The 23,733-nt window shown below is 59.6% G+C and carries 21 protein-coding genes; 15 read left to right on the top strand and 6 right to left on the bottom strand.

Annotation, left to right across the window (positions count from 1 at the left end; genetic code table 11):
- The first annotated feature begins 12 nt into the window (after positions 1-12).
- Positions 13-1,512: a tryptophan halogenase family protein gene (locus B3527_RS01020; RefSeq protein WP_290478663.1), complete on the top strand. Its 1,500-nt coding sequence runs from the start codon at positions 13-15 to the stop codon at positions 1,510-1,512.
- On the opposite strand, the gene B3527_RS01015 is transcribed toward B3527_RS01020, so the two are convergent.
- Entirely contained in the window at positions 1,509-2,828 is a 1,320-nt protein-coding gene (locus B3527_RS01015) for an FAD-dependent oxidoreductase (protein ID WP_290478664.1), read from the bottom strand. The genes B3527_RS01020 and B3527_RS01015 overlap by 4 nt on opposite strands.
- Before the next feature lie 161 nt (positions 2,829-2,989).
- On the opposite strand from B3527_RS01015, the gene B3527_RS01010 reads away from it, so the two are divergent.
- Positions 2,990-4,720: a sensor histidine kinase gene (locus B3527_RS01010; protein WP_290481397.1), complete on the top strand. Its 1,731-nt coding sequence runs from the start codon at positions 2,990-2,992 to the stop codon at positions 4,718-4,720.
- Between the two features lie 159 nt (positions 4,721-4,879).
- On the opposite strand, the gene B3527_RS01005 is transcribed toward B3527_RS01010, so the two are convergent.
- The gene (locus B3527_RS01005; RefSeq protein WP_290478666.1) at positions 4,880-5,911 is read right to left on the bottom strand and encodes a glycosyltransferase; all 1,032 of its coding nucleotides are present in this window, start codon (positions 5,909-5,911) and stop codon (positions 4,880-4,882) included.
- Positions 5,912-6,016: 105 nt separating this feature from the next.
- Between B3527_RS01005 and B3527_RS01000 the strand changes: the two genes are divergently transcribed.
- The 7 genes from B3527_RS01000 to B3527_RS00970 all read left to right on the top strand — a co-directional run bounded on the left by B3527_RS01000 (position 6,017) and on the right by B3527_RS00970 (position 15,168).
- A complete protein-coding gene (locus tag B3527_RS01000) occupies positions 6,017-7,804 on the top strand; it encodes a hypothetical protein (protein ID WP_290478667.1) in 1,788 nt (595 codons plus the stop codon).
- Positions 7,805-8,058: 254 nt separating this feature from the next.
- Positions 8,059-9,099 (top strand): rod shape-determining protein, encoded by a 1,041-nt coding sequence (locus B3527_RS00995; protein ID WP_206992296.1) that lies wholly within the window; start codon positions 8,059-8,061, stop codon positions 9,097-9,099.
- Between the two features lie 43 nt (positions 9,100-9,142).
- Positions 9,143-10,012 (top strand): rod shape-determining protein MreC, encoded by an 870-nt coding sequence (gene mreC, locus B3527_RS00990; protein ID WP_290478668.1) that lies wholly within the window; start codon positions 9,143-9,145, stop codon positions 10,010-10,012.
- 1 nt (position 10,013) lies between these two features.
- Positions 10,014-10,562: a hypothetical protein gene (locus B3527_RS00985; RefSeq protein WP_034815904.1), complete on the top strand. Its 549-nt coding sequence runs from the start codon at positions 10,014-10,016 to the stop codon at positions 10,560-10,562.
- Entirely contained in the window at positions 10,559-12,499 is a 1,941-nt protein-coding gene (mrdA, locus tag B3527_RS00980; protein WP_206992298.1) for a penicillin-binding protein 2, read from the top strand. The genes B3527_RS00985 and mrdA overlap by 4 nt, the downstream gene beginning before the upstream one ends.
- On the top strand, positions 12,496-13,704 hold the full coding sequence (gene rodA / locus B3527_RS00975; RefSeq protein ID WP_242517474.1) for a rod shape-determining protein RodA: 1,209 nt from the start codon (positions 12,496-12,498) through the stop codon (positions 13,702-13,704). The genes mrdA and rodA overlap by 4 nt, the downstream gene beginning before the upstream one ends.
- A 78-nt stretch (positions 13,705-13,782) precedes the next feature.
- Positions 13,783-15,168, top strand: coding sequence for a sodium-dependent transporter (locus B3527_RS00970; protein WP_206992299.1), 1,386 nt, complete (start codon positions 13,783-13,785; stop codon positions 15,166-15,168).
- Positions 15,169-15,482: 314 nt separating this feature from the next.
- On the opposite strand, the gene pip is transcribed toward B3527_RS00970, so the two are convergent.
- Positions 15,483-16,472: a prolyl aminopeptidase gene (gene pip / locus B3527_RS00965; protein ID WP_034815912.1), complete on the bottom strand. Its 990-nt coding sequence runs from the start codon at positions 16,470-16,472 to the stop codon at positions 15,483-15,485.
- Between the two features lie 113 nt (positions 16,473-16,585).
- Between pip and B3527_RS00960 the strand changes: the two genes are divergently transcribed.
- On the top strand, positions 16,586-17,203 hold the full coding sequence (locus B3527_RS00960; protein WP_290478669.1) for a hypothetical protein: 618 nt from the start codon (positions 16,586-16,588) through the stop codon (positions 17,201-17,203).
- On the opposite strand, the gene B3527_RS00955 is transcribed toward B3527_RS00960, so the two are convergent.
- The gene (locus B3527_RS00955; protein WP_206992301.1) at positions 17,200-17,556 is read right to left on the bottom strand and encodes a DUF423 domain-containing protein; all 357 of its coding nucleotides are present in this window, start codon (positions 17,554-17,556) and stop codon (positions 17,200-17,202) included. The two genes, B3527_RS00960 and B3527_RS00955, sit on opposite strands and share 4 nt — an antisense overlap.
- A complete protein-coding gene (locus B3527_RS00950; RefSeq protein WP_034815921.1) occupies positions 17,553-17,981 on the bottom strand; it encodes a PaaI family thioesterase in 429 nt (142 codons plus the stop codon). The genes B3527_RS00955 and B3527_RS00950 overlap by 4 nt, the downstream gene beginning before the upstream one ends.
- 107 nt (positions 17,982-18,088) lie before the next feature.
- On the opposite strand from B3527_RS00950, the gene B3527_RS00945 reads away from it, so the two are divergent.
- Positions 18,089-19,201 carry a hypothetical protein gene (locus tag B3527_RS00945; RefSeq protein ID WP_206992302.1) on the top strand — a complete coding sequence of 371 codons (1,113 nt, stop codon included), beginning with the start codon at positions 18,089-18,091 and terminating at the stop codon, positions 19,199-19,201.
- Here B3527_RS00945 and dgcA read toward each other — a convergent pair.
- A complete protein-coding gene (gene dgcA, locus B3527_RS00940; protein ID WP_290482134.1) occupies positions 19,198-20,181 on the bottom strand; it encodes an N-acetyl-D-Glu racemase DgcA in 984 nt (327 codons plus the stop codon). The two genes, B3527_RS00945 and dgcA, sit on opposite strands and share 4 nt — an antisense overlap.
- 89 nt (positions 20,182-20,270) lie before the next feature.
- Between dgcA and B3527_RS00935 the strand changes: the two genes are divergently transcribed.
- From B3527_RS00935 to B3527_RS00920, 4 genes are read left to right on the top strand one after another with little or no spacing between them, the layout of a single operon-like run.
- Positions 20,271-21,398, top strand: a complete 1,128-nt coding sequence (locus tag B3527_RS00935) for an ABC transporter permease (protein ID WP_290478671.1) — start codon at positions 20,271-20,273, stop codon at positions 21,396-21,398.
- Positions 21,395-22,159, top strand: a complete 765-nt coding sequence (locus tag B3527_RS00930; protein ID WP_290478672.1) for an ABC transporter ATP-binding protein — start codon at positions 21,395-21,397, stop codon at positions 22,157-22,159. The genes B3527_RS00935 and B3527_RS00930 overlap by 4 nt, the downstream gene beginning before the upstream one ends.
- Before the next feature lie 17 nt (positions 22,160-22,176).
- Entirely contained in the window at positions 22,177-23,136 is a 960-nt protein-coding gene (locus tag B3527_RS00925; protein ID WP_206992306.1) for an MlaD family protein, read from the top strand.
- A complete protein-coding gene (locus B3527_RS00920; protein WP_290478673.1) occupies positions 23,137-23,733 on the top strand; it encodes an ABC-type transport auxiliary lipoprotein family protein in 597 nt (198 codons plus the stop codon).

Genomic DNA, 23,733 nt, shown 5'->3' with positions numbered 1-23,733 from the left:
CCGGGGATCACATTGGAAACGCAGAATATCAGGAGAGTAGTCATTGCTGGCGGCGGCACAGCTGGCTGGATCGCTGCGGCCTCGCTCTCACGCCTGCTTGGCCCCTTGCTGGACATAACGCTGGTGGAATCCGATGCTATCGGCACAGTCGGAGTCGGCGAAGCAACCATCCCGACGCACCGTACGTTCCACCATCTGATGGGAATCGACGAGCGCGACTTCATGCGCGCCACCAAGGCCACGTTCAAACTCGGCATTGCGTTCGAGGAGTGGGGCGGGCTTGGTGATCGCTACATTCACTCCTTCGGCCAGGTCGGCAAGTCGAACTGGATGGGCGAATTCTACAATATCTGGATGTACGCGCAGGAGCGTGGCATTGGCGCTGAACTCGACGCTTACTGTTTCGAATTACAGGCTGCAGAGGCGGGACGGTTCTTCACGTCCGACAAGGCCAACATAAACTATGCCTATCATCTCGACGCCAGTCTCTACGCGAAATTCCTGCGGACCTTCAGCGAGGCCAAGGGCGTCAAGCGTGTTGAGGGCCTGATCGAAGAAGTCGAGCAGGATGGCGAGAGCGGTTTCATCACGGCGCTCAAACTGCAATCCGGCGAACGTATCGAGGGCGACCTTTTCATCGACTGTACCGGGTTCCGGGGTATGCTGATCGAGCAGACCCTCAAGACGGGTTATGAAGACTGGACTCATTGGCTGCCGACCGACAGTGCGCTGGCAGTGCAGACGCGCTCGATCGGCCCCGCTCAGCCCTATACTCGCGCCATCGCTCATCATGCAGGCTGGCGCTGGCGTATCCCGCTACAGCACCGGGTCGGCAACGGCCTTGTCTTCTGCAGCGAGAATATGCAGCCGGACGAGGCAAAGGAATATCTGCTTGGCCATGTCGATGGGGAGCCACTGACCGAACCTCGCCTGATCCGTTACAAGACCGGTCGTCGCAAGAAGGTGTGGAGCAAGAACTGCGTGGCGCTTGGCCTGTCGAGCGGCTTCGTTGAGCCACTGGAATCCACCAGCATTCATCTCATCCAGGTCGGGGCGACCCGTCTGGTCCAGCAGTTCCCGTTTGCCGGGATAAGTGAGGCGATTGCGAACCACTATAATGAACAGGCCGAACGCGAGCTCGAGAAAATCCGCGATTTCATCGTGTTGCACTACAAGCTGACTGAGCGCGACGACTCGGACTTCTGGCGCGCGCGCCGCGATATGCCGGTTCCAGATTCTCTGGCACAGCGCATTTCCCTGTTCCGTGAGAACGGCCTGGCCTATCAGGCGACGGATGATTTGTTCCGCGTGGATTCCTGGCTGCAGGTTATGCTCGGTCAGCGGCTGAAGCCCAAGGGATATCACCATATGGGCCATCTGATGACAGATGACCAATTGATGACGGCCTTGGGTGGCCTTGAGGCCAATATCTCAAAGGCGGTCTCACAGATGCCGAGTCATCAGGATTTCATTGATCAATATTGTGCGGTGCCGGAATCCGAGGCTGTCTAGACCGTCTCGGCCACTTTTGCTGTTTCCGATGAGGCCTCTGGAGCAGGGGCGTGCACGAGCTCGTTGAGCATGTCCTTCACCATGTCTTGTGCCTGTTCCACAACGCTGCAGACCAGTTCATGTGAAAAGCTGGCTCCACCAAACCAGGTGCGTTGATGGCCTTGTACGCGTTTCAGCGCGCCAAAAAGGCCGTCGCGCACCGCCTCTACCTTGTATTGGGGGAAGTACTGCCAGACCTTCTGTTGGATCACGCTTTCGATGGTAAAGCCGTGCTTTTCCGCATCGGCCAGCAGGATCTCACGAAGTTCCGGCGCGGTCAGGCCGGTCGAAAACTGGCCCGTCACGTAGAGACGGCCGCCCAATTCCTCGCTTTCGCCTTCGCGGCGACCGCCCAGGATTGCTCCTTTCCGCGTACTGTCCATGCTGGCCTCTGAATAGCCGATGATCATGTGACCTTCGAACCAGTCCGGCGAGGTCAGCAGCGTAGTGGTATAGTTTTGCCATTCAATGCCGTTGCAGATGAACATCTCGTCGCGCGTTGCGGCGCAGAACTTGACGAAATTCTGCATCGGCACGGTGGAGACCACAGCGTCGAATTCTTCGCTCTTGCCAGCCGTCGTGATCACGGGCTTTGGTCCGGACCGGTCGAGATGGGTCACCGGGCTCGATAGCCGCACGTCGAGATCCTGAGCGAACCGGTTCCAGAACTCGCTCCAGCCCTGATCAGGCATGTGCATGTCGTTGAGGACGCCTGACAGGAGATAGTTCAGATCGCACCACTGGACGGTCTGGCCAATCGTGGCTTCGTCGGTGAATCCATAACCCTGCGTTGTCTGAATTCGGTGAGACGCAAGGTCGATTTTCGGCAGGTTGAGTCGCTTCACCCATTCCGCTGTCGTCATGGCGGCTTCCGCGCGCACGTCCGGATCGTCTGGTCGGTCTCGGATATCGCGGCGCAGCCGTCCGGCAGCCCTGATAAACTTCAGGGCCTGCAACACCATGGGCGGACCGTCACCCGTCCTGACATAGTCGACGACCTTCAGGCCATCATATCGCGCCTCACCCAGGCGGCTCAGCGTGATCCCGTGCTGGCGCATCCACTTCTTTACAAGCTTGTGGGAGCGGGTGGTGTAACACGTGCCCATCTCATTCATGGCATCGCCACGGACAACGGAAAAAGACTTGCCCCCCAGACGGTCTTCGGCCTCGAACAAGACCGCCTTGTGTCCGGCCTGCTTGATGAAGCGTGCCGTGCTCAGTCCCGCAGGCCCGGCACCGATGACTGCTATTTTGAAAGGCGATTTAGGGCGGGACACCGGAACTATACTCTCCTCAATCGGAATGCACGCTACAGAACCCGGGACAGGATATGCAACCGTTTAAGAGTATCTATCTTTGGTTAACACCCGCGTTAACGACAAGTTTCCACAGTCTGCCAATCCCTTCGGGCCTGTAGACCGGATTGTTCACCTTGCCTGTGTATAGCGGTGTCATGGCGAAACAGGAAAAATCATTTCTGTCTTATGTAACCGGGAACACGATTCCCCGGGCGACGGCGGTTGACCGATTGGTCCTGCTGCAGCAGCACATGGATTTTTCCAGTCACAAGCTGGTCATGGCGACGATCATGCTGGTCAACACCATCGGGGCGAGCTTCCTTGTTCACCGCTGGGTGCCTGAAACAAATATTGAAGCCTGGATTGCGATCAATCTCTGCCTGGCCACACTGCTCGTCATTGATTTCCTGTTGAAGCGGGGGCGCCCGGCGCCCAAAACGGTCAGCGGCAAGTACCTTCGCCGTTCGGAATTCCTTGCCATCCTGTTTGGCCTTGCATGGGGATCCCTGCCTTTCTTCGTCGGAGCAGATGAAAACGCCGCAATGATCATGGGTGGTCTCATGATCACCCCCATGGCGGCTGGCATGGCCAGTATGTTGACGCGCGTGCCCCGCATTGTCCTGCGTTATGCACTTTCAGCCTTTTTCGCGAGTGCGGCCTATAGCGCCTATGCGCAATCCGTTACGGGCGCCACGATCTGTTTGATGATGGTGTCCTTCATGTTCGCGCTCTATCTGGGCGCACGCTCCAGTTACATGGTCTACAAGTCAGACATCGACGCGACCCAGAAGGCGGAAGAATCCCGAGACCTTTTGATTGGTGCGCTCGAAGCCAGCCACCAGGCCTTTGCAATCTTCAACGAAGATGGGGATGTCGTCGTAGAAAACCAGCTGCACCAACAAGTGTTTGGAACAAGCGAAGATACGCTGGAGCCCATCGACAAGCCGATCCGTCGTGATGGGGTCTTTTGGCAAAAATCCGTCGAATGCATCAGCGGTGTCGGCACTGTGGTCGTCTACACCGACGTGACTCGCATGGAAGAAGCCCGGTCTGAGATCGAGCATGCTCGTAACGATGCTGAAGCGGCCAACGAAGCCAAGACACGTTTCCTCGGCTCAATGAGCGCCGAACTCAAAGTGCCGCTTGATGTCATCTCGGCATGCGCCGGCGTTATCGGCTCATCGTCAAACATCCCATGCAGCGAAGAAGAAGTCAGCACCTATGCCGACAAGATTGCCGAACAGGCGATGATCCTGTCTTCGACACTGGATGGCATCATCAATTTCACGCGGATGGAACGCGAAGACTATCTGGCGCAATCATCAGAAGTGCCAGTGTCTGAAGTGATCCAGAACGTTGTGCGCAAGCTGACCGAAGGGGAATTCTCGCGCTTTGCAGATCGTCTCAAGGTCAGCGTGCCGAGCAATCTGGCTGCGGACATGGATGAAAGCAGCTTCGAAATCATCATTCGCAACATCATCAAGAACGCGCTGGAATCCGGCTCGTCGGCGCCTATCGTGGTCAAGGCGGGCATGGTGTCGGGCGTTGGGCTCGTGGTCATGGTCCGTGACCGGGGCAGGGGTATGACCTCAGACGTGCTTGAAAAGGCCTTCGAACCCTTCTTCCATTCTCGTCCGGCGCACCAGAAGTATGACCACTCGACCGGTGTCGGTCTCGGCCTCAGCGTCGCGCGTCGTCTGGCCGATGCTCAGGGTCTGCGCATCAAGCTGCGCTCCGAACTCGGCCGTGGAACAACGGCGTTTGTCACCATTCCAGAGACGCTTGTGCGTCGCTCGGCCCCTCAGGACAGCGCCACCGCAACGGAAATTTCGGTCATTGATCCTGCAGAGTTGCAGAAGAAGACCGGCTAAAGCGCGTCATCCTTCTTGGCAACCTGACATTCAAAACCAGTATTCCAGAACACTTTGCCTTAGTTGGCGAGCTCGCTATGCGATTGCGTTAAACGCAGGAGGATCGCGCACTGCAAAGGCTGCAGTGCGGGGTATGCCCCTTCAAAATGGATGATCGTTCTAGGCGCTCGTCTTGCGAATTTGAGGAGCGGATATTGCCTGATCCGCTTCACGACGGTCTGAAACAGATCCACTGCCACGGAAATGCTTTTCACCGCGTGCAGGCGCAATCGACAGATAGTGGATGCGTTTTTGTTCGACGCGCGCCCGTGACAGGGAATCCAGGATCACGCCTGCGGTGAAAGACATCATCGCGCCCAGCAACAGGGTCATGGCCAGCATCCAGGTCGGCATGCGACTGACCAGACCGGTGTCGAAGTATTCTGCCAGCACCGGCACGCTCAGGATCGCGGCGAGACCAAACAGGCCTGCGGACACTGAACTGAAAAACATGAATGGCCGGGTTTCCTTCACCAACATGCCCATCATGCGCAGGATGCGGAATCCGTCACGAAATGTGGACAGTTTGCTTTCGGAGCCTTCGACGCGGCGGCCATAATCGAATTCGATCTCGGACACGGGCAGACGCAGGGTCGAGGCGTGGACCGACATTTCGGTTTCGATTTCAAATCCTGGTGACGAGGCGGGAAAGCTCTTGGCGAAGCGACGCGTAAAGGCGCGATACCCGGAGAAAATATCGGTGAAATCGCTGCCGAACAGGGCGCGATAGATCATGTTGAACAGGCGGTTGCCGAAAGCGTGGCCATTGCGACCTGCATCTTCGGTTACGTTTCGGCGCGTGCCCACCACCATGTCTGCCCGGTCTGCCAGCAGCGTATCGATCATGCGCGGCGCGGCGGTCGGATCATACGTCCCGTCGCCATCGGCCATCACATAAACATCGGCTTCAATATCCGCGAACATCTGGCGCACGACATTGCCTTTGCCCTGTCGGCGCGACGGTACGACGGTGGCGCCTGCAAAGGCGGCTTGGGCTGACGTGTCGTCGCTGGAATTGTTGTCATAGACGTAGATGCGGGCGGCTGGCAGGGCCTTGCGAAACCCGATGACCACGGACGCGATTGATTTGCCTTCATTGTAGCAAGGCAACAGGACGGCGATATTCAATCGGGCAACATCTTCTTCAGTCATGGGTTTTCAGCGCCTCCCTCTTTAGGGTTTCCTACACCCCCACTGGTTAAGTTTGCCTTTCGGGAGTGGAAGGCTTGGTTGCCTGCAGAGTGGGAAAGGGAGGTCGTGCAAACTCGGTTCGACGCCAAAATCGCTGTGTTGTTTGTGGTCGTGCCGGTCTGGCTGGTCGCATCTGCCGCCCTCCAGGGAACGCTTGGATCGATCGGGCCTGATGGCGACGACGTGATGCGGCTGGTCCAGATCAAGGATCTGCTGAACGGCCAGGACTGGTTCGATCTCCATCAATACCGGATGGGTCCAGACGGCGGCACGGCGATGCATTGGTCGCGACTGGTCGATCTTCCCATCCTCGCGCTTTTCAGCCTGTTTGACCTGTTCCTGCCCTCCGAAACGGCGCTTGTCTGGGCTTATTCGGCATGGCCACCTCTCAGTGTACTCATCGTGCTCGGCGGTCTCTATGTGGGCGCGCGCCAAGTCGGCGGCCGGGCAGGGTCCTTGGCCTGTCTCGTGCTCAGTATTTTTGTCTACTCCGCTCATTATCGTTTCCGACCGGGAGCAATTGATCATCACAATCTCCAATTGGCGCTTATGGCGGTGGCGATGGGGCTTGCGCTTGATCCACAGCGTCGGGCCAGCAGAGCGGTCGGCGCAGGTCTCGCTCTGGCAGCGTCCGTTGCCATTGGCGGCGAAGTCTATGTATTCGCAGCCGCGATATGCGCATTCATGGCCCTGGATTGGGCCGTGTCCGGCGCCGCAGCCATGCGCAGCGCAGCCGGGTTTGGGGCGGGTCTTGCCGCCGGATTGGAAATCGCCTTCTTCGCGACGGTCGCGCCGTCTCAATACACTGTCGTGGCGTGCGACGCGCTTTCTGCGGTCAGCTTGTTGGCTGGCATGGCGGGTGGATTTGGTCTGGCCGCCGCCGCATTGCTCATGTCAGGTCGCATATGGTGGCTGCGGCTGGGTACGCTGGCGCTGGTGGGGGCCGCCTGTGCGGGGGCACTGGTTCTGGTTGGCCCGGAATGCTTGTCCAACCCGCTGGATGAGTTGTCTCCGGATGTGAAAACCCTTTGGCTCGACCGTGTGGATGAGGCGCGCCCGATCTTCGCAGAACGATCAGACCTTGTCGCGAAGCTTGGATTTTGCCTTGGCATCACGGTTCTCGCGCTGGGGCTCTGCCTTTACGGCCTGTATCGCCGCCAGCGGATGCGCGCGAATTTCCTGTTTGTGGCGCTGCTCGTCTCGGCAGTGGCGATGACCCTCTACCAGACGCGCTTCTACGTATTCGGCCACCTTTTCGCGGTCATTCCGTTGGGCTTGTGGATCGCAGATGTCTACCGCACCGGTAAGGCGCGCAGCGCGTCCAGCGTTGCCTATATTGGCGCGTTGGCCCTGAGCGTACCCTTCCTGTGGGCATTGCCGGGCCTCCTGGTGTCGCCTGCAGTTGAGACAAACAAGACCGGCGACAAGGCCGATTGCCTGCAGGACGGTCTGTTTGCCACCTTGGAGACGCTTCCGAAGGGCCGGGTCCTCGCGCCGGCTGATTTTGGCCCGAAGATCCTGAATCGCACCGATCACAATGTCCTGCAGGGCAATTATCATCGCAATCAGGACGGCATCAGTCAGGCCATCGAGCTGTTGCTGTCCCATGCAGGGGAGACGCGCGCGAAGCTATCCCGCAGCAGGATCGACTATATCGTGACCTGCCCGGCGGATGCCGAGACGAAACTGATGACCACGCATGATCAGGACGGATTTGCGGCACGTCTCAAGCGCCAGGAGATCCCGGATTTCCTCGACAATATCCCGCTCGACACAGGTGCGAAAACGCCAGCGCGTCTCTATCGGGTGCTTGGGGACGGAGCCGTCGATCAGAAAGATGAAGATCTTTCCTAAAGCATCTTTGGCCTTTATTAACGATTGCCGTACGATGCGTTCCGTTGGCGATGTGGACGGTTGTCTGGGATCGGAAAAAATCCCTTTTAAAACAGCGCAAATATTCACCATGAACGCTGCGTACCACTTATGTGCCGAGCGACTCTTGCATTAAAGCGGCGTTAACGGCAGATGGTGTATGGGGCTGTGTAAAGAATTGCACATGCGTGCCGGGCAAAACCGCTCGGCCGCTCAAGAAAGAGCTCGGGTACGACATGATTGGTAGCCTCCTCGGCATGCTGTCTACGGACATGGCCATTGACCTCGGGACAGCGAACACGCTGGTCTATGTGAAGGGGCAGGGCGTCAAGCTCGATGAACCCTCTGTCGTTGCCTATATGACGCAAGGCGGTCGCAAGATTGTCTATGCGGTCGGCGAGCAAGCCAAGAACATGCTCGGCAAGACTCCGGTAAACATGGAAGCCATTCGCCCGATGCGAGATGGCGTGATTGCTGATTTCGAAGTCGCCGAAGAAATGATCAAGCACTTCATCCGGAAGGTTCACAACCGCCGGGCGTTTGTGTCTCCCCTCATCATCATCTGCGTGCCAAGCTCCGCCACCAGCGTTGAGCGCCGCGCTATCCACCAGTCGGCCCTCGCCGCAGGTGCCCGCGAAGTGCAGCTGATCGAAGAACCAATGGCCGCCGCAATCGGCGCGGGCCTGCCGATTGATGATCCGGCCGGGTCCATGGTCGTGGATATTGGCGGCGGTACGTCTGAAGTGGCGGTCCTGTCGCTGGGCGGCATTGTGTATTCGCGCTCAGTCCGCGTTGGCGGCGACAAGATGGATCAGGCCATCGTCAATTACCTGCGCCGCGAGCAGAAGATCCTGATCGGCGAAATGTCCGCTGAACGGATCAAGAAGGAAATCGGCACGGCCCAGCCGCCGGAGAATGGTACCGGCATGGCCCTGACCGTTCGGGGGCGCGGCACGCTGGATGGCGTTCCGAAGGAGACCGAGATCACCGAAGCGATGATCGCCGAAGCGCTGCGTGAGCCCGTGACGGACATCATTGATGCTGTTAAGATTGCACTCGAAGCCATGCCGCCGGAACTGGCTGCGGATATTGTTGATCGCGGTATCGTTCTGACAGGTGGCGGCGCCCTGTTGCGCAATCTCGACACGGTCATCCGTGAGCAGGCTCAATTGCCAGTCATGATCGCCGACGACCCGCTGAAATGTGTTGTGAATGGCTGCGGGCACGTGCTCGAGAATTTCACGAAGATGCGTACGGTGCTGTCACCCGAAGTCTGATTGAGATGAGCTGACAGGGGTAATTTCGCAAGGGAACTGGCCAATGGCGCGCCTCGGCCGATCAGGATCGAAGAGTCAGAAACGCTCTCCCAAGCGTCTAATCCTCGGTGTGTTCATTTTCGGCGCGATTGCGCTCGTCCTGGCCCAGTCCGCTCCGCAAATTCGCACGCTTTTCAATCCCGTTCGCACGACCGTTGGTGACCAGCTAGGCGGCAATGAGGGTTTCAATGCCTGGGCATGGGTGACCGGCCAGGCCAAGCGCGAGCGACGAATCAAGGAACTCGAAGCCGAAGTGCGAAATCTCTCGCGCTACAAGGCCGCCGCCATTTCAATGGCCGAGCGCCTCGAAGCCTATGAGGAAATCCTCAACCTGATGGGCGAGCCACCGGCACGGGGCGTGACTGCGCGGGTGACCGCAGAGAATGACGGACCGTTCGCGCAGACCATTCTGGCCAATGCGGGCCGTGCGCAGGGCGTCGAGCCCGGCGCGGTAGCCCTGAACGAGGGGGGGCTGGTCGGCCGCGTCATTCAACTCGGCGAGTACTCTTCTCGCATCCTCCTGATCACCGACTTCAACAGCCGTGTCCCTGTCATGGGCGAAGTCAGTGGCGTGCGGGCCATTCTCTATGGTGGCCGCGATGGCCTCGGCAGCCTGACGGATTTGCCGGAGCGCGATGATTTTGTCGAAGGCGAACGTATCCTGACCTCCGCCGAGGGTGGCGCTTTCCCGCGGGGGCTGATCGTGGGTGAGGTTCGCAAGGTTGGTGATGACTGGCGGGTTAAATTCTCGATGGCAGAGCGTGATGGCGGCTATGTCCAGATGATCCCGGCCCCAGAGATACGCAAGCCAATGGAGCTTGAGGTGGAAGAACCCACCATTGCTGCAAGCCCGGCACAGGGGGCGCGCCAATAGGATGTCGCGCTCTGCTCCCCGCAACAAGAAAAGCCTGTGGTCGCAGACCGGCCCGACGCCCCGTCTCCTGTTCGGGGCGTTTGCCATTGCGGCCATCGGATTGCTGGGCCTGACACCGCGCGAAATCTTCGGCTTCTCGATTGCCTGGCCCTATGCTGCATTGTGGGGTGCCGTCGGCTGGGGCAGGGTGGGCCTGTCGCTGCGTCCGATGATCCTGCTGATCATTTTTGGCCTCGTGCAGGATGTAACATTCCACGCGCCGCTCGGATGTTTTGTCATCGTCAACCTGCTCGCCTACGGTGCCAGCACCGCAATTGCTGATATGTTCGATGTCATGAACGAACCTCTTGTCGCGATCATGTCACCCGTCCTGCTGTTCTCCGGGGCCTTTCTCATCCTGTGGCTCATGGCGTCGACGCTGGAAGACCATCCCGTCCGCGTGGTGCCGCTGTTTGCGTCCTTGCTTACAACCGGGCTCGCCTATGCCGTGCTCCAGAAAATGTTCGACCTTGGCCGCAGGCCGGGTGAACTTGCGGGGCAGGCCGGATGAGCAAGAAGACTGCCGATCTCGATTTTGCGTTTACACGCCGTACCGCAATTGCCGGGGCTGCAGGCGGCCTCGTATGGGCCGGCCTGATTGCGCGTCTGTTCCAGCTGCAGATCCTCGATCAGGAACGCTATCAGGCACAGGCCGAGGCCAACCATATCAAGCTGCAACTCGCCCCGCCGCAGCGCGGGCGTATCCTTGATCGGTTTGGACGGCCGCTGGCCTCGCACCGCCGAGCGGGCCGCATCTCGATCACACCGGAACAGACTGACAATCCAGAGCATACGCTCGCGCAGATCGCCGCGCTGATTGAGCTGCCGGATGAGCGGCTCGAACGCATAGCCAACGAGATCCGCCTCAGTCGTCGCCGCAATGCCGGTTTCGTACCCGTCACGGTCGCGCACGAGCTGACCTATGAAGACTTTGCGCGCATGAACGTGCATGCGGCGGAGATGCCCGGTGTAAATGTCGAAATGGCGCTAACGCGGTCCTATCCGCGCGGACGCGATTTCGCGCATGTGCTGGGCTATGTCGCACGCGCCAGCCAGGATGATCTCGTTCGGCTGACTGACGACATGACGGACAAGGAAGCCGAGACACTGAAGACCATGTTCCGGCATCCGGACATGCGGACAGGTCGTCAGGGCATGGAGCGCTTTGCTGAAGAATGGCTGCGCGGCAAGCCTGGCTACCGCAAGCTGGTGACCAATGCACATGGTCGCGTGATTGAGGAAATTCCGGACGAGCGGCTTGCGCCAACGCCCGGCAAGGACCTGTTCGTTACCATCGACTCAGACCTGCAACGTGTCGCGATTGAACGCTTCGAGGGCGAAAGCGGTGCGGCCGTTGTCATGGATGTCGAGAGTGGTGACGTGCTGGCCATGGTCTCCACGCCTGCCTTTGATCCGAATGATTTCGTAAATGGCATCTCGACCGCCAATTATTCCGAACTGCGCGACGATACACGCTCACCGCTCTATCCGCGTGCGCATGGCGGTGTCTACCCGCCGGGATCGACGTTCAAAATGGTCGTCGCGACGGCCGCGCTGGAAGCTGGCGCGATCAAGCCGACCGACCGGGTCCATTGCAATGGCTATTACCATTTCGGCAACCGGACCTGGCATTGCTGGAAAAAGGGCGGGCACGGCTCAGTGAATTTGCACACGGGCATCAAGGGCTCGTGCGATGTCTATTTCTACGAGATCGCCCGACGTACAGGCGTCGACAAGATTGCCGAAACCGCGCGCAAGTTCGGCTTTGGTCAGGACTGGGTGCTGGGTATGACGGGCGGCCGGGGTGGCCTTGTTCCGGATCGCGAGTGGAAGCAACGCGTCCGCAAGGAAAACTGGTATGAAGGCGAGACACTGAATTTTGGCATCGGTCAGGGCCAGCTGGGCACCACGCCATTGCAACTTGCGCTGATGACGGCGCGGATCGCGACCGAGGGCAAACCGTTCAAGCCGCGAATGATTGGCATTGGCCCGCAGTCGCAGGATGATCATACGCTGGATGCGCCGCTCGACCCGGAAGTCATGAAGCTGATGAAGGCAGGCATGTATGGCGTGACCTCCGAAGGTGGCGGCACGGCCTATCGATCCGGTGATCTTGGCCTTGGCGGCCCGCGCCTGGCTGGCAAGACCGGTACTGCGCAGGTGCGCCGTATTACCCGCGAAGAGCGCCTCAGTGGCGTGCGCTCGGGCAGCGAGATTGCCCGCGAGCTGCGTGACCACGCCTTGTTTGTGGCCTATGCCCCGGCGGACAATCCCAAATACGCGATTTCGGTTGTCGTCGAGCATGGGGAAGGAGGCTCGCGTACGGCTGCGCCCGTTGCGCGCGACATTCTACATTTCGCGCTCAAGACAGATAGCCGCCGTAAACCGTCCTATTCGCAAAGCGCGTCGCTGCCGACCTCCATGACCGATGCGGGAGAGCCAACATGAACCGCGAAGGGTTTACCGGCTTCTCGCGCGGCGAAGCGCGGACGCGCACGGCAACCTCTCTCAATTTCGACAATCAGGGGCCGCTGAACAAGCTGATGCGACTGCCCTGGGGCTTTATCCTGCTAATTGCGGCGATGGCGCTGACAGGCATCGCGATGCTGTATTCTTCAGCGCACACCAATCCTGCCGAAGCGCATCTCTGGAAGTTGCAACTGGTGCGTTTCGTTGTCTGCTTCTTCATGATGATCGGGCTGGCCATGTTGCCGCTGTCCTGGTGGATGCGGTTGGCCTTTCCTGCCTATGTCGGCACGATTGTTCTGCTCATCCTTGTGGAAGTCATGGGCGTTACGGGCGGCGGCGCGCAACGCTGGTTGCAGATCGGGCCGGTTGCCGTACAGCCTTCGGAATTTGCCAAACTTGCTGTCACAATGGCGCTCGCGCGGTATTACCAGATGGTGCTGCAGCCCCAGACCGGTCGCGTCATGGTGCATCTGGGCGCGTTGGCGATCATCCTCCTGCCAGCGGCGCTGATTTTCAAACAGCCGGATTTCGGCACGACGTTGGCTCTGGTCGCGTCAGGTGGCGTGGTTATCTTCCTGGCGGGCCTGTCAGTTCGCGTGATTGGGACTGCCATCATCGGCGGTGTCGCCTCGGTCTGGCCGGTCTATCAGTTCGTGCTGGCACCCTATCAACGCGAGCGCGTCGACACGTTCCTCGCACAATTGTTTGGCGGCGCGACCAATGCACTGGGCGAAAGCTACCAAATCGAACAAGGCAAGATCGCCATCGGCGCTGGCGGCCTGAACGGACGTGGCTTCCTGCAGGGCATCCAGTCTCAACAAGACTATGTGCCTGAACAACATACCGACTTCATTCTCACTGTGATCGCAGAAGAGTTTGGCTTCCTTGGTTCGACCGCGCTGCTTGTCGGCTTTGCGGTGCTGCTGGGGTGGTCGCTCTATAGTGCGGCGCGCTCGGTCAGTTGGTTCGGCCGTCTCGCATCTGCGGGAGCCGTCGCAACCGTCGGCTTTTACATCGTGTTCAATGTGGGCATGGTGTTGGGCTTGTTGCCGGTGGTTGGAATGCCCTTGCCATTGATCTCGTATGGCGGCACAGCCATGCTGACGACCATGGCGTGCTTCGGGCTCATCATCGCGGCGCACATGCACCGTGATGAGAAACTGACAGCCCGAGGTCTATTTTAGCACTAAAACATAACAGTCGTTGATTTTTGTTTCGCCGAAGATAGGTTCGCGCAAAACTTGTACCCGGGGAGAGGGCGTATGGCAGGAGAAATTGGCCGCAAGACGGACCATTGGGGTTCGCGCTTCGGTTTCATCATGGCGGCGGTCGGCTCGTCCGTTGGCCTCGGAAATTTCTGGCGTTTTCCATTCACCGCGGGGGAGAATGGCGGCGGCGCCTTCATCATCATCTATCTGTTTTGCGTCCTGTTCCTCGGCCTGACCGTGCTGATGGCGGAATATGCGCTCGGACGGAAGTCGGGCATGTCGGCCATTGAGGGCATTCACTCTCTGGCGAGAGCCGAGAACAAGAGTGAGAACTGGCAGGTCGTTGGCTGGATCGGATCGCTCGGCGCCTTCTTTATCCTGACCTTCTACATCGTTATTTCAGCCTGGGTGCTTGCCTTCATCCCGCAGGCATTTGGGGGCACCTTCAATGGCTTTGCCGCCGAGGCCGCCCGCCTGACGGCGGAGACTGGCACTACTGTTTCAATTGCGGATGTGTCGGCTAGCAATTTCGGTGAAACGATCAGCAACAAGTACGTGATTGGTGGCCTGCTTGCTTCCTTCCTGCTGACAAATGTTTTTGTGGTGGCGCGCGGCGTGAAAGGCGGCATCGAGAAAGCTGCAACCGTGCTGATGCCTGCCTTCTTCATCCTGCTGATCGGGATCGTCGGTTTTGCGTTGGTTGAAGGCGATGCGGGCGCAGCCGCCGATTTCCTGCTGACCCCTGACTTCAGTGAAGTGACCATGGGTACGTTCCTTGAAGCGGTCGGCCAGGCCTTCTTCTCGCTGTCTGTCGGCTCCTGTCTGATGATTACTTATGGCGCCTATCTCAGCCGCGATACAAACATTCCGCGTGCTTCGGCGATCGTGGCCAGCGCGGATACGATGGTGGCGCTGATTGCGGGCTTCGCGATCTTCCCGATTGTCTTCGCATTTGGCGCAGACCCTGCGGGCGGTCCCGGCCTGTTCTTTGTCTCCATGCCGATTGCATTCAGTCAGATGGGCGCACTGGGCGTCTGGGTTGGTGGCGCTTTCTTCCTGCTCGCTCTGTTTGCGGCGTTCACGTCATCCATCTCCTTGATGGAAGTTGGCGTGGCATGGTTGGAAGAACGTGAAGGGGTCACGCGCCCGGGCGCGGCCATGGGCATCGGTTTCATGCTGTTCATGATCGGCATGGGCTATGTCTATTCCACCGACTTCATCGACTTTGCAGACATTATCACCGGCAACATCATGCTGCCGCTCTGCGCGCTGCTGCTGGCCGTGTTTGCGGGCTGGATTGTCAGTCGCGAGATGCTGACGACCGAGCTGGGCGAAGGCACGATCATGAACCTCTGGCGCTTCATGTGTCGCTGGATCGTGCCGCCGGCGCTGGCCTTCATTCTGGTGCTGGGCACGCTGACCAAGCTTGGCGTGATCTAGACGACGCGCCAAGCATGCGAAGACATCGGATTGAGGGGGCGGTTATCCGCCCCCTTTTTCATGCAACCATTTCAGTTCTTGCCGGACCAATCCGGTGGCGGCGCGGGCATGGCATTCTGCCCCTGTCTCCAGCCGTGATGCTCAGCGCGGTTGGTGGGAGTTGCGGTCGCCCATGGCCGCCGCTCCAGCGGCGGAAGATATGAGGGTCGCGCCCTGATACTTCCCCAATACCCAAGACTGCGTGGCCTGAAATATCTTCCGCCCGCTACATTTATCGAAAAGCCCGGAAGGCGATGCCTGTCCGGCCATTGGCGCTAGGACTTCAGTTGGCCTGCATACATGTCGGCTAAGTCATCCGTGGCCTGAATGAGCTTGTCGACAATACCTGGCTCCATCGAGGAATGACCGGCATCGGGTATGATATGGAGATCAGCTTTCGGCCATGCCTTGGACAGCGCCCATGCGGTCGACAGTGGCGTAACCACATCGTATCGCCCATGTACGATCGTGCCTGGAATGTCCTTCAGCTTGGTCTCGGCCTCGTCCAGCAACCAGCTATCATTCGCGAAGAAACCACGATTGACGAAATAGTGGCATTCGATGCGCGCGAACGCGTCGACGAAATCATCTTCATTGAAGCGGGCAGGGGTCGTGGTCGGACCCTTGATGGACAGGGTCTCGCCCTCCCAGCGCGACCATGCGCGCGCGGCTTCCACGCGAACCTGCCGGTCCTCCCCTGTCAGGCGGCGATGGAAGGCCATCAGCAGGTCGTCGCGCTCGTCTTCCGGGATCGGCTTGATGTACCGGTCATAAGCATCCGGGAACAGACGGCTGGCGCCGGATTGGTAGAACCACTGGATCTCCGCCTTCGAGACCAGGAAGATGCCGCGCAGGACAAGGCCCAGCGTGCGGTCGGGATGTGTGACGCCATAGGCCAGCGAAAGGGTCGACCCCCACGAGCCGCCAAAGACGACCCATTTGTCGATCCCGAGCATGTCGCGAATCGACTCCATGTCGTCGATCAGGTCCCAGGTCGTGTTTTCGCGCAATTCCGAGTGCGGGGTGGAGCGGCCACAGCCGCGCTGGTCGAACAGAATGATGCGATATTTGCCCGGATCGAAGAAACGCCTCATTTCTGGGCTAGAGCCGCCTCCGGGGCCTCCATGGACGGCAATGACGGGAATCCCGCTCGGATTCCCCGATTCTTCCCAGTAAATCTCGTGGATTTCACTGACTCGCAGCCGTCCAGAGCGTCTGGATTCCAGTCTCGGGAACAAAATGCGGCGGTTTGGGCGTCTGTTCATGCAGTCTTCACCTATTTTCAGTCAAATTCACAGCCATTACTGGACTTGGTCCAATTGCGTCCGTAAACATTATTACAGGTGTGGTCCCAATCAGGTGTGTAGGTGGCTGTCAAATGCGTAGTATAGTTCTGGGTGCATCCCTATGCCTTTTGGCGGGGTGCGCAACCGTCTCGATGGTACCCGGTGAGGCGTCGGTGGAAACCAGCCTTACGCAGTCCCAATCTGCCTTGCGCAAAGTATCAGCCGACTATTGTGCGGACGCTGTGAAGAATGGCTGGATCGAAGCGACAGGCGGCCTTGCCGCATTTGCGTCCACGCTGATCAACGGAAAATCCGATAGTGACGATAGCCGGGACTATGCGTCCCGCATCGGAGCAAAGTCTGATGCCCCCTCACTTGTGCTTGCCCGCATCGTGACGGACGCACAGGCCGCCCGCACCGGTCTGGCAGATGTCAGCCGCGAAGCCCGCGATGTGCTGCAGTCCGGCAAGGAAGATACCGCCAGCCGCGCTGACGTGATGAGCTATGAGCGGGCACTGGTTCGCGCGCAGATGGCCTATCGCAATTTCCAGGGTGCCATGGGTGAAGTGACTTCACGCCCTGACATGGACATGGATGTGGCGCCGGTTGACCGTGAGCTCAAATCCTTCGCCGATACGATTGATGATGCGCGTGAGACGGCTGATGGTCTGGCCGACAAGTACGCCTCGCTGAGCCGGTCGACGAGCTAGGCTTTCCGCGCGCCCAACGCGCAGCACGCCCATCCCACCAGATATGATATGCCGCCGATCGGGGTGATCGCACCGAACCAGCGCGGCGCGCCGAGCGCCATCGCATAGAGCGAGCCGGCGAACACAATCGTCCCGAATACGAACGCCCAGCCGGCTTTGCGCACAAGGCCCGTCTTCGCATGGAGCGAGATGGCGAGCGCCGCGGCCGCGTGGGGCAGGGCATAGAGCGTGGCGGTGTGCCACCAGTCGAGCCCTTCAGGGGTCAGCTGGCCGTCCAGCGCATGGGCGCCAAATGCGCCCAAGGCGACGGCAAGAAAGCCCGTGAGGGCCGCGAAGATGCCCAACCGGTTCATGCCATGCCACTCGGCTGGCGCGGGATGGCATAGGTGACGACGGCATGGCTGGAGGGCTTTTCAGCGCCCTCGATCCGCACATCGACATCCATGACCGCCAGTGCCTGTCCGATCTTCATGATGCGCGCATCGGCGACCACGACGTCTCCGATACAGGGACGCAGGAAATTGATGCTGAGATTGCTGGTCACCGTCATCGGCTCATGTCCTGTCTTCGTCATCACCGCCATGTAGGCTGCGGAGTCGACCAGAGCCATTTGAGTGGGTCCGGAAATATAGCCACCAGGGCGAAGGTGTGAGGAGTCGGCAACAAGTCGCATCACAGCGCGACCGTCTTCCATCGAAACCACTTCGCTGCGATTGTCCTGGGTCTCGAATGCCCCTTTGAGAAATGTGTTGGCTTCTTCCGCCGTCATCTTGGTCATCTAAATGGAGCCTCCCTTGGCGTCACGTCTTGAACCGCGTGTCTCTGTCGTTCACCCTACTTGCGGGACGTTGCCCGCCAAGAGGTAACGCGAAGGAAGGAAATGACATGCTGACCGCCGGAGACGAATACCCGATTCACCAGACGCCAGAGCCCATCGCCTTTTCCGGCTCAGACCGGAATTTCTATGACCGGTTCTTTTTCAATGGCTATTCCGCCGATGGCGAGACCTTCTTCGCGGCGGCGATGGGCATTTATCCGCATCTGAACATTATCGACGCGGCGGTCTCGATCCTGCGCGGTGGCAAGCAGCATTCGGTTTTCTTCTCCCGTCCCCTCAATATGGAGCGGATGAACACATATGTCGGGGGCTTCTCGGTCGAAGTGGTTGAGCCACTGAAGCGTATCCGATTGAAAGTTGAAGAGACCGAAGGCATCGCGCTGGATGTGGAGTTCGAGGGCAGGGCCTTTCCGATCGAAGAACCTCGCTTCACACGTCGGCAGGGGCCGCGCATGCTGATGGACGTCACCCGAATGACGCAGAATGGACGATGGTCCGGCAAGTTGCGCCTTGATGGACAGGAAATCACTGTGTCGCCAGACAGCTGGACGGGCACGCGTGACCGCAGCTGGGGTGTGCGCCCGATCGGCGCGCAGGATACCCAGCCGCTGATCCCGCCATTGCCGCCGCAATTCTACTGGATCTGGACGCCGACGAATTTCCCCAACCTCTCAATGTTCTATCATGTGAACCATGATGAGGCGGGTGAGGCATGGAACACCCGCGCCGTGCTGGCGATGGATGGCGCCGGACAGGGCGAATTGCTCCATCTCGACAAGCCGCACATGGACATCAATTACACGCCGGGCACACGGCGGATGAAGTCGGCCAAGCTGCATCTCGAGGACGGACAGGGAAATCCGCATACGGTGAGTTTCGAGCCGTTCGGAACCTTCCTGATGAAGGGCATCGGCTATGGCCATCCTGAGCGCAAGCATGGCTCCTATCATGGTGACCAGTTGTCGGTTCTCCGCGAGGATTACGAGCCTGAGAAGATGTCTTGGCAACAGCCTGAAAATCTCCACATCCAGGCCATCGCCCGCGCACGGCATGAAGGGCCGAGCGGCTTGTCATCCGAAGGCATCGGCGCCTTCGAACAATTGTTCATGGGGCCTCACGCCCCCAGCGGTTTCAGGGATATTCTCGACGGGGCGGCCTAGCCCCAGAGCGCTGATGTTGGAGGGCTGACCATGCCGTCCGAATAGGTCAGGCCATGCGCGATGTCTTCGGCGAGCCAGAGCGGGCCGTCCAGGTCTGCCGCGTCAGCGAGGCCGGCCAGTAGAACGGCGGGCGCCATCGACAATGATCCGCCCACCATGCATCCGAGCAGGACACCAAGTCCGCTTTCGCGTGCGGCGCGGACCGTGCGAATAGCTTCTGTAAGCCCGCCGGTCTTGTCGAGCTTCACGTTGACCGCATCGTAGCGGCGGGCGAGTTCCTGGATCTCGGCGCTCGTATGGGCGCTTTCGTCTGCGCATACGGATACTGCGCCGGGCCTCCTTAGCAAGGCCTCGTCTTTGCCAGCCGGAAAGGGTTGTTCGATCAGGACCACGCCCAGGTCTGCGGCACGCTTTACGATGGCAGGGAATTGTTCTGGCAGCAGACCTTCATTGCCATCCACGATCAAGCGGGCATCGGGACGGGCCGCATGAACTGCTTCGATCCGTTCAAGGTCTTCCGGTCCGCCCAGTTTCAGCTTCAGCAAACGGCTGGGCGTTGAGCGCGCGGCCTCGGCCATTGCGTCCGCCGTGTCGAGGCTGACCGTAACCGCAGTCTCGATCGGCTTGGGTTCGGGAAGGCCCGCCAGTTTCCACACAGGTGTGCCGGTCAGTTTGGCTTCCAGATCCCACAAGGCGCAGTCGACGGCGCACCGGGCAGCGCCAGCGGGCATGGCGGTCTGCAAGGCCTCCCGGCTGAGACTGCCTTCGATCTGAGCCCGACGGGCTTCGATCGCTGCATGTACCCCGGTCTGGGTTTCGCCATAGCGCGGGTAGGGCACGCATTCACCCTGTCCGACCGCCTCGCCCTCGCGGATGGTGACCCGAATTGTATCCGCGCTGGTCTTGGCGCCGCGTGAAATGGTAAACGCCGTCTTCAGGGGTGAAGAAACATCAGTAATTTCAAGTGTTCGCTGGCCCATGTATGGTCCCAATAGGTGAAATTTGAACAATCATGCTTTTCAGGTCTTAAGCATGTTTGGATAGGGTGGTCAGGTAGAAAAGCAATTGAATGGCGAACCCTAGCATCCCCGAATTCGCGCTGGAAACCAGCGGCGAACAGACCGTCCTCCGTGTCTCGGGGGACTGGACCGTGCGCACGGTTCAAGCCGTGGACGACGGTTTGCGCGATTTGGAGGCCCATGAGGGCGCGCTCGTGTTGGACGCTGCGGCGCTCGGCAAGCTCGACACCGCCGGCGCCTTTGTCATTGACCGCACGCTGCGACAATTGTCAGAAGCGCCTGCCCGAATCGAGGGCAACCATTCCAACGCCGAAAACCTGATCGGCCAGGTGCATGCCGTGACCGATGTGGAAGAGCCCAAGCGGCCGCCACACGGCGGACTGGTCGATATGCTTGAGCGGACCGGCCGCGGTTTCATGAACATGCTGGGCGAAGCCAAGGACACGCTGGCCTTTCTCGGTGAGACGCTGGTGACGACATTTCGACTTGTCCTGACGCCCTGGAAGTTGCGCTGGACCTCTATTGTCTCTGTGCTTGAAGAGGCTGGTCTCGATGCGATGCCAATCATCGCGTTTCTCTCTTTCTTTGTCGGTATGGTGGTGGCCTTCATTGGCGCGACAACCCTGCGCGACCTGGGCTCTGAAATCTTTGTGGTCGAGCTGATCGGTTTTGCCATGCTGCGCGAGCTTGGGGTCATCATGACCGGCATCGTTCTGGCGGGGCGGACCAATTCCTCGTTCACGGCGCAAATCGGCACGATGAAGATGCGCCAGGAAATCGACGCCATGCAGACACTCGGCCTGAAGCCGATGGACGTGCTGGTAGCGCCGCGTATCATTGCAATGGTTGTGGCCACGCCGGTACTCGCCTTTGTAGGCACGCTTGCAGGCACTGCAGGCGGCGTCATCGTTGGCTGGCTGGCACTGGACATCAATCCGGCACTCTTCCTTGACCGTCTTCAGTCGAACGTGCCATTGGACCAGTTCTGGGTTGGCATGTCCAAGGCTCCGGTGTTTGGGTTCGTGGTGGCGCTTATTGCCTGCCGTCAGGGCCTGAATGTGGGTGGCAGCGTCCAGTCGCTTGGCAGCAAGACAACCACATCGGTTGTGCAGGCCATCTTCTCGATAATCGTGATCGATGCCCTGTTCGCCATCTTCTACATGGAGATGGGCATTTGACCGACGATATCATCATCCGCGTGCGTGACCTGAAGACCGCCTATGGGTCTCATGTCGTACATGAGCATCTTGATCTTGATATTCGTCGCGGCGAGATCATCGGCGTCATCGGCCCATCGGGTTGTGGCAAGTCTGTGCTTTTGCGCGCGATCACTGGCCTGAAGGAACCTTCGGCGGGCAGTATTGAAGTGTTCGGCAAGCGATTGGAGACACTCGACCCGGACGAGCGCGCCGCCGTGGAGCGCAGCTGGGGCGTCATGTTCCAGGACGGCGCACTGTTCTCGAACCTCACCGTGCGCGAGAATGTCATGGTGCCCATGAAGGAGCACACCGACCTCTCGCCGCAGCTATGCCGCGAACTGGCGGACATGAAAATTCTGATGGCGGGCCTGCATGGGGATGCCGGCCCAAAGTTCCCGTCCGATCTGTCAGGTGGCATGCGCAAGCGCGCGGCCCTTGCGCGGGCCTTGGCACTCGACCCGGAACTCCTGTTTCTGGATGAACCTACCGCCGGGCTCGACCCGATCACAGCAGCCAATTTCGATGCGCTGATCCGACAGCTGCAACGCGCATTGGGCCTGACGGTCTTCCTTGTGACGCATGATGTGGATACGCTGCAGGCAACTTGTGACCGGATTGCCGTGTTGGGCGAGAAACGCGTGCTGGCAGTCGGCACAATTGATGAATTACGGGCCTTCGATCATCCGTGGGTCCAGGAATATTTCGGAGGTCCGCGTGGGCGGGCCGCGACGGGACACTAGAAGAGGACCCGGAGACGATGGAAACGCGAGCGAATTACGCCCTGATCGGAGCATTCGTCCTGATCGCCACGATGGCCGTGGCGGTATTCACGTTGTGGCTGGGCCAGTCCCAGTTCCGGCAGGACTTTGAAGCCTATGATATTGTCTTCGAGGGACCGGTCTCGCTGGAGCAGGGGGCTTCGGTGCGCTATATCGGCATCAAGGTGGGTGAGGTCTCCTGGGTGCGGATCGACCGGGGGGATCAGTCCAAAGTGCGGGCCCGGATACGTGTGGACGCGGAAACCCCTGTGAAAGTGGATTCTACGGCCTCTATCCAGCTGGCCGGCATTACGGGCATCACATTTGTTCAGATCACGGCAGGCTCACCCAAGGCAGCACCTCTGCGCGCGCGGCCGGGTCAGCCCGTGCCCGTCATCAAGGCCGAGCGGACACAACTCGACGAAATTTTTGCCGGTGGCGCCGAAGTGCTCGGCAAGGCCAACCGGACCATTGAGCGGGTGAACCTGATCCTCACGGATGAGAACATTGAGTCCCTGTCAGCCACGATCCGCAACATCGAAACACTCAGCGGGCAACTCGCCGCCTCCGATGGCACGATGGCGCAAGCGACCCAAACGCTGAAAGATGTGTCGGCGGCGAGCGCGCGCTTTGAAGCGGCCTCTGCGTCGCTGGAATCTTTCGGGACGAATGCAGACAGCCAGATGACCGAGTTCGGCTCGCAGGCCAATGCGTTGGTCGCCGAAATTCGCGAAGTGGCTGCCAGTGCGAACAAGACGGTGGAGCAGAGCAATCTCGCGGTACTTGCGGCGACAGACGCCATCGAAGGCCCGGCCACAGGCGCGCTGGTCGACGCGCGTCTTGCCAGCCGGGATTTGCGCCTGTTGATCAACCGCCTCGACCGGGTCGCGCGTGAATTGGAACAAAACCCCCAGGGCTTCGTGGTCGGTGACCCGGCCCCATATGAGGAGAGCCGCTAGATGATCCGTGTTCTTATGACTGGCCTTGCGGCCTGTAGCCTCGCAGCATGTGTGTCTGTCTTGCCAGAGCCAAAGGTGCCACAGGGCCTCTATCGCTTTGCGCCGATGGAAACAACCTACGATTTGGATGCGTCTGTTCTCATTCGTGAGCCGGATGCGTCACGCCTCGTAGCCGGTCGGGCGATTGCGGCGGAAGACTCCAGTGGTGCGCTACGTTTGGTGCCGAATGTGGAATGGACGGATTCGTCGACACGCCTGATGCAGATGGCGATGCTGGACGCGTTGCAGGGGCAGGGCGCAGGCAAGGCGATTGCGCCCGAGACGGGAGCTTCAGCGCCCTATGAGCTTTCCTGGCAGGTAACGGATTTCACCTTGTCCGGTACGACCGGGCGGTGCCGCGTGCGCGCGACGCTCATGGACGGTGGATCGCGAGATGTGCTGGACCAGATCGTGGTGTCAAATTCTGCCAGTGCCAATGGCGGGTCAAATGCAGACCGCGCCAAGGCGCTGGGCGAAGCAGGCCGGGCCTGCGTGAACGATGTGGCGGCCTTCGTCAGCCAGTACATCAACGCTCACGCAGACAAGCCTGAGGCTTGA

The sequence above is a fragment of the Hyphomonas sp. UBA4505 genome (genome assembly GCF_002388685.1).
In the GTDB taxonomy this organism is placed as follows: domain Bacteria; phylum Pseudomonadota; class Alphaproteobacteria; order Caulobacterales; family Hyphomonadaceae; genus Hyphomonas.
Note: the sequence above shows the minus strand (reverse complement) of the source record. Positions and strands in the feature narration are given on the sequence as shown.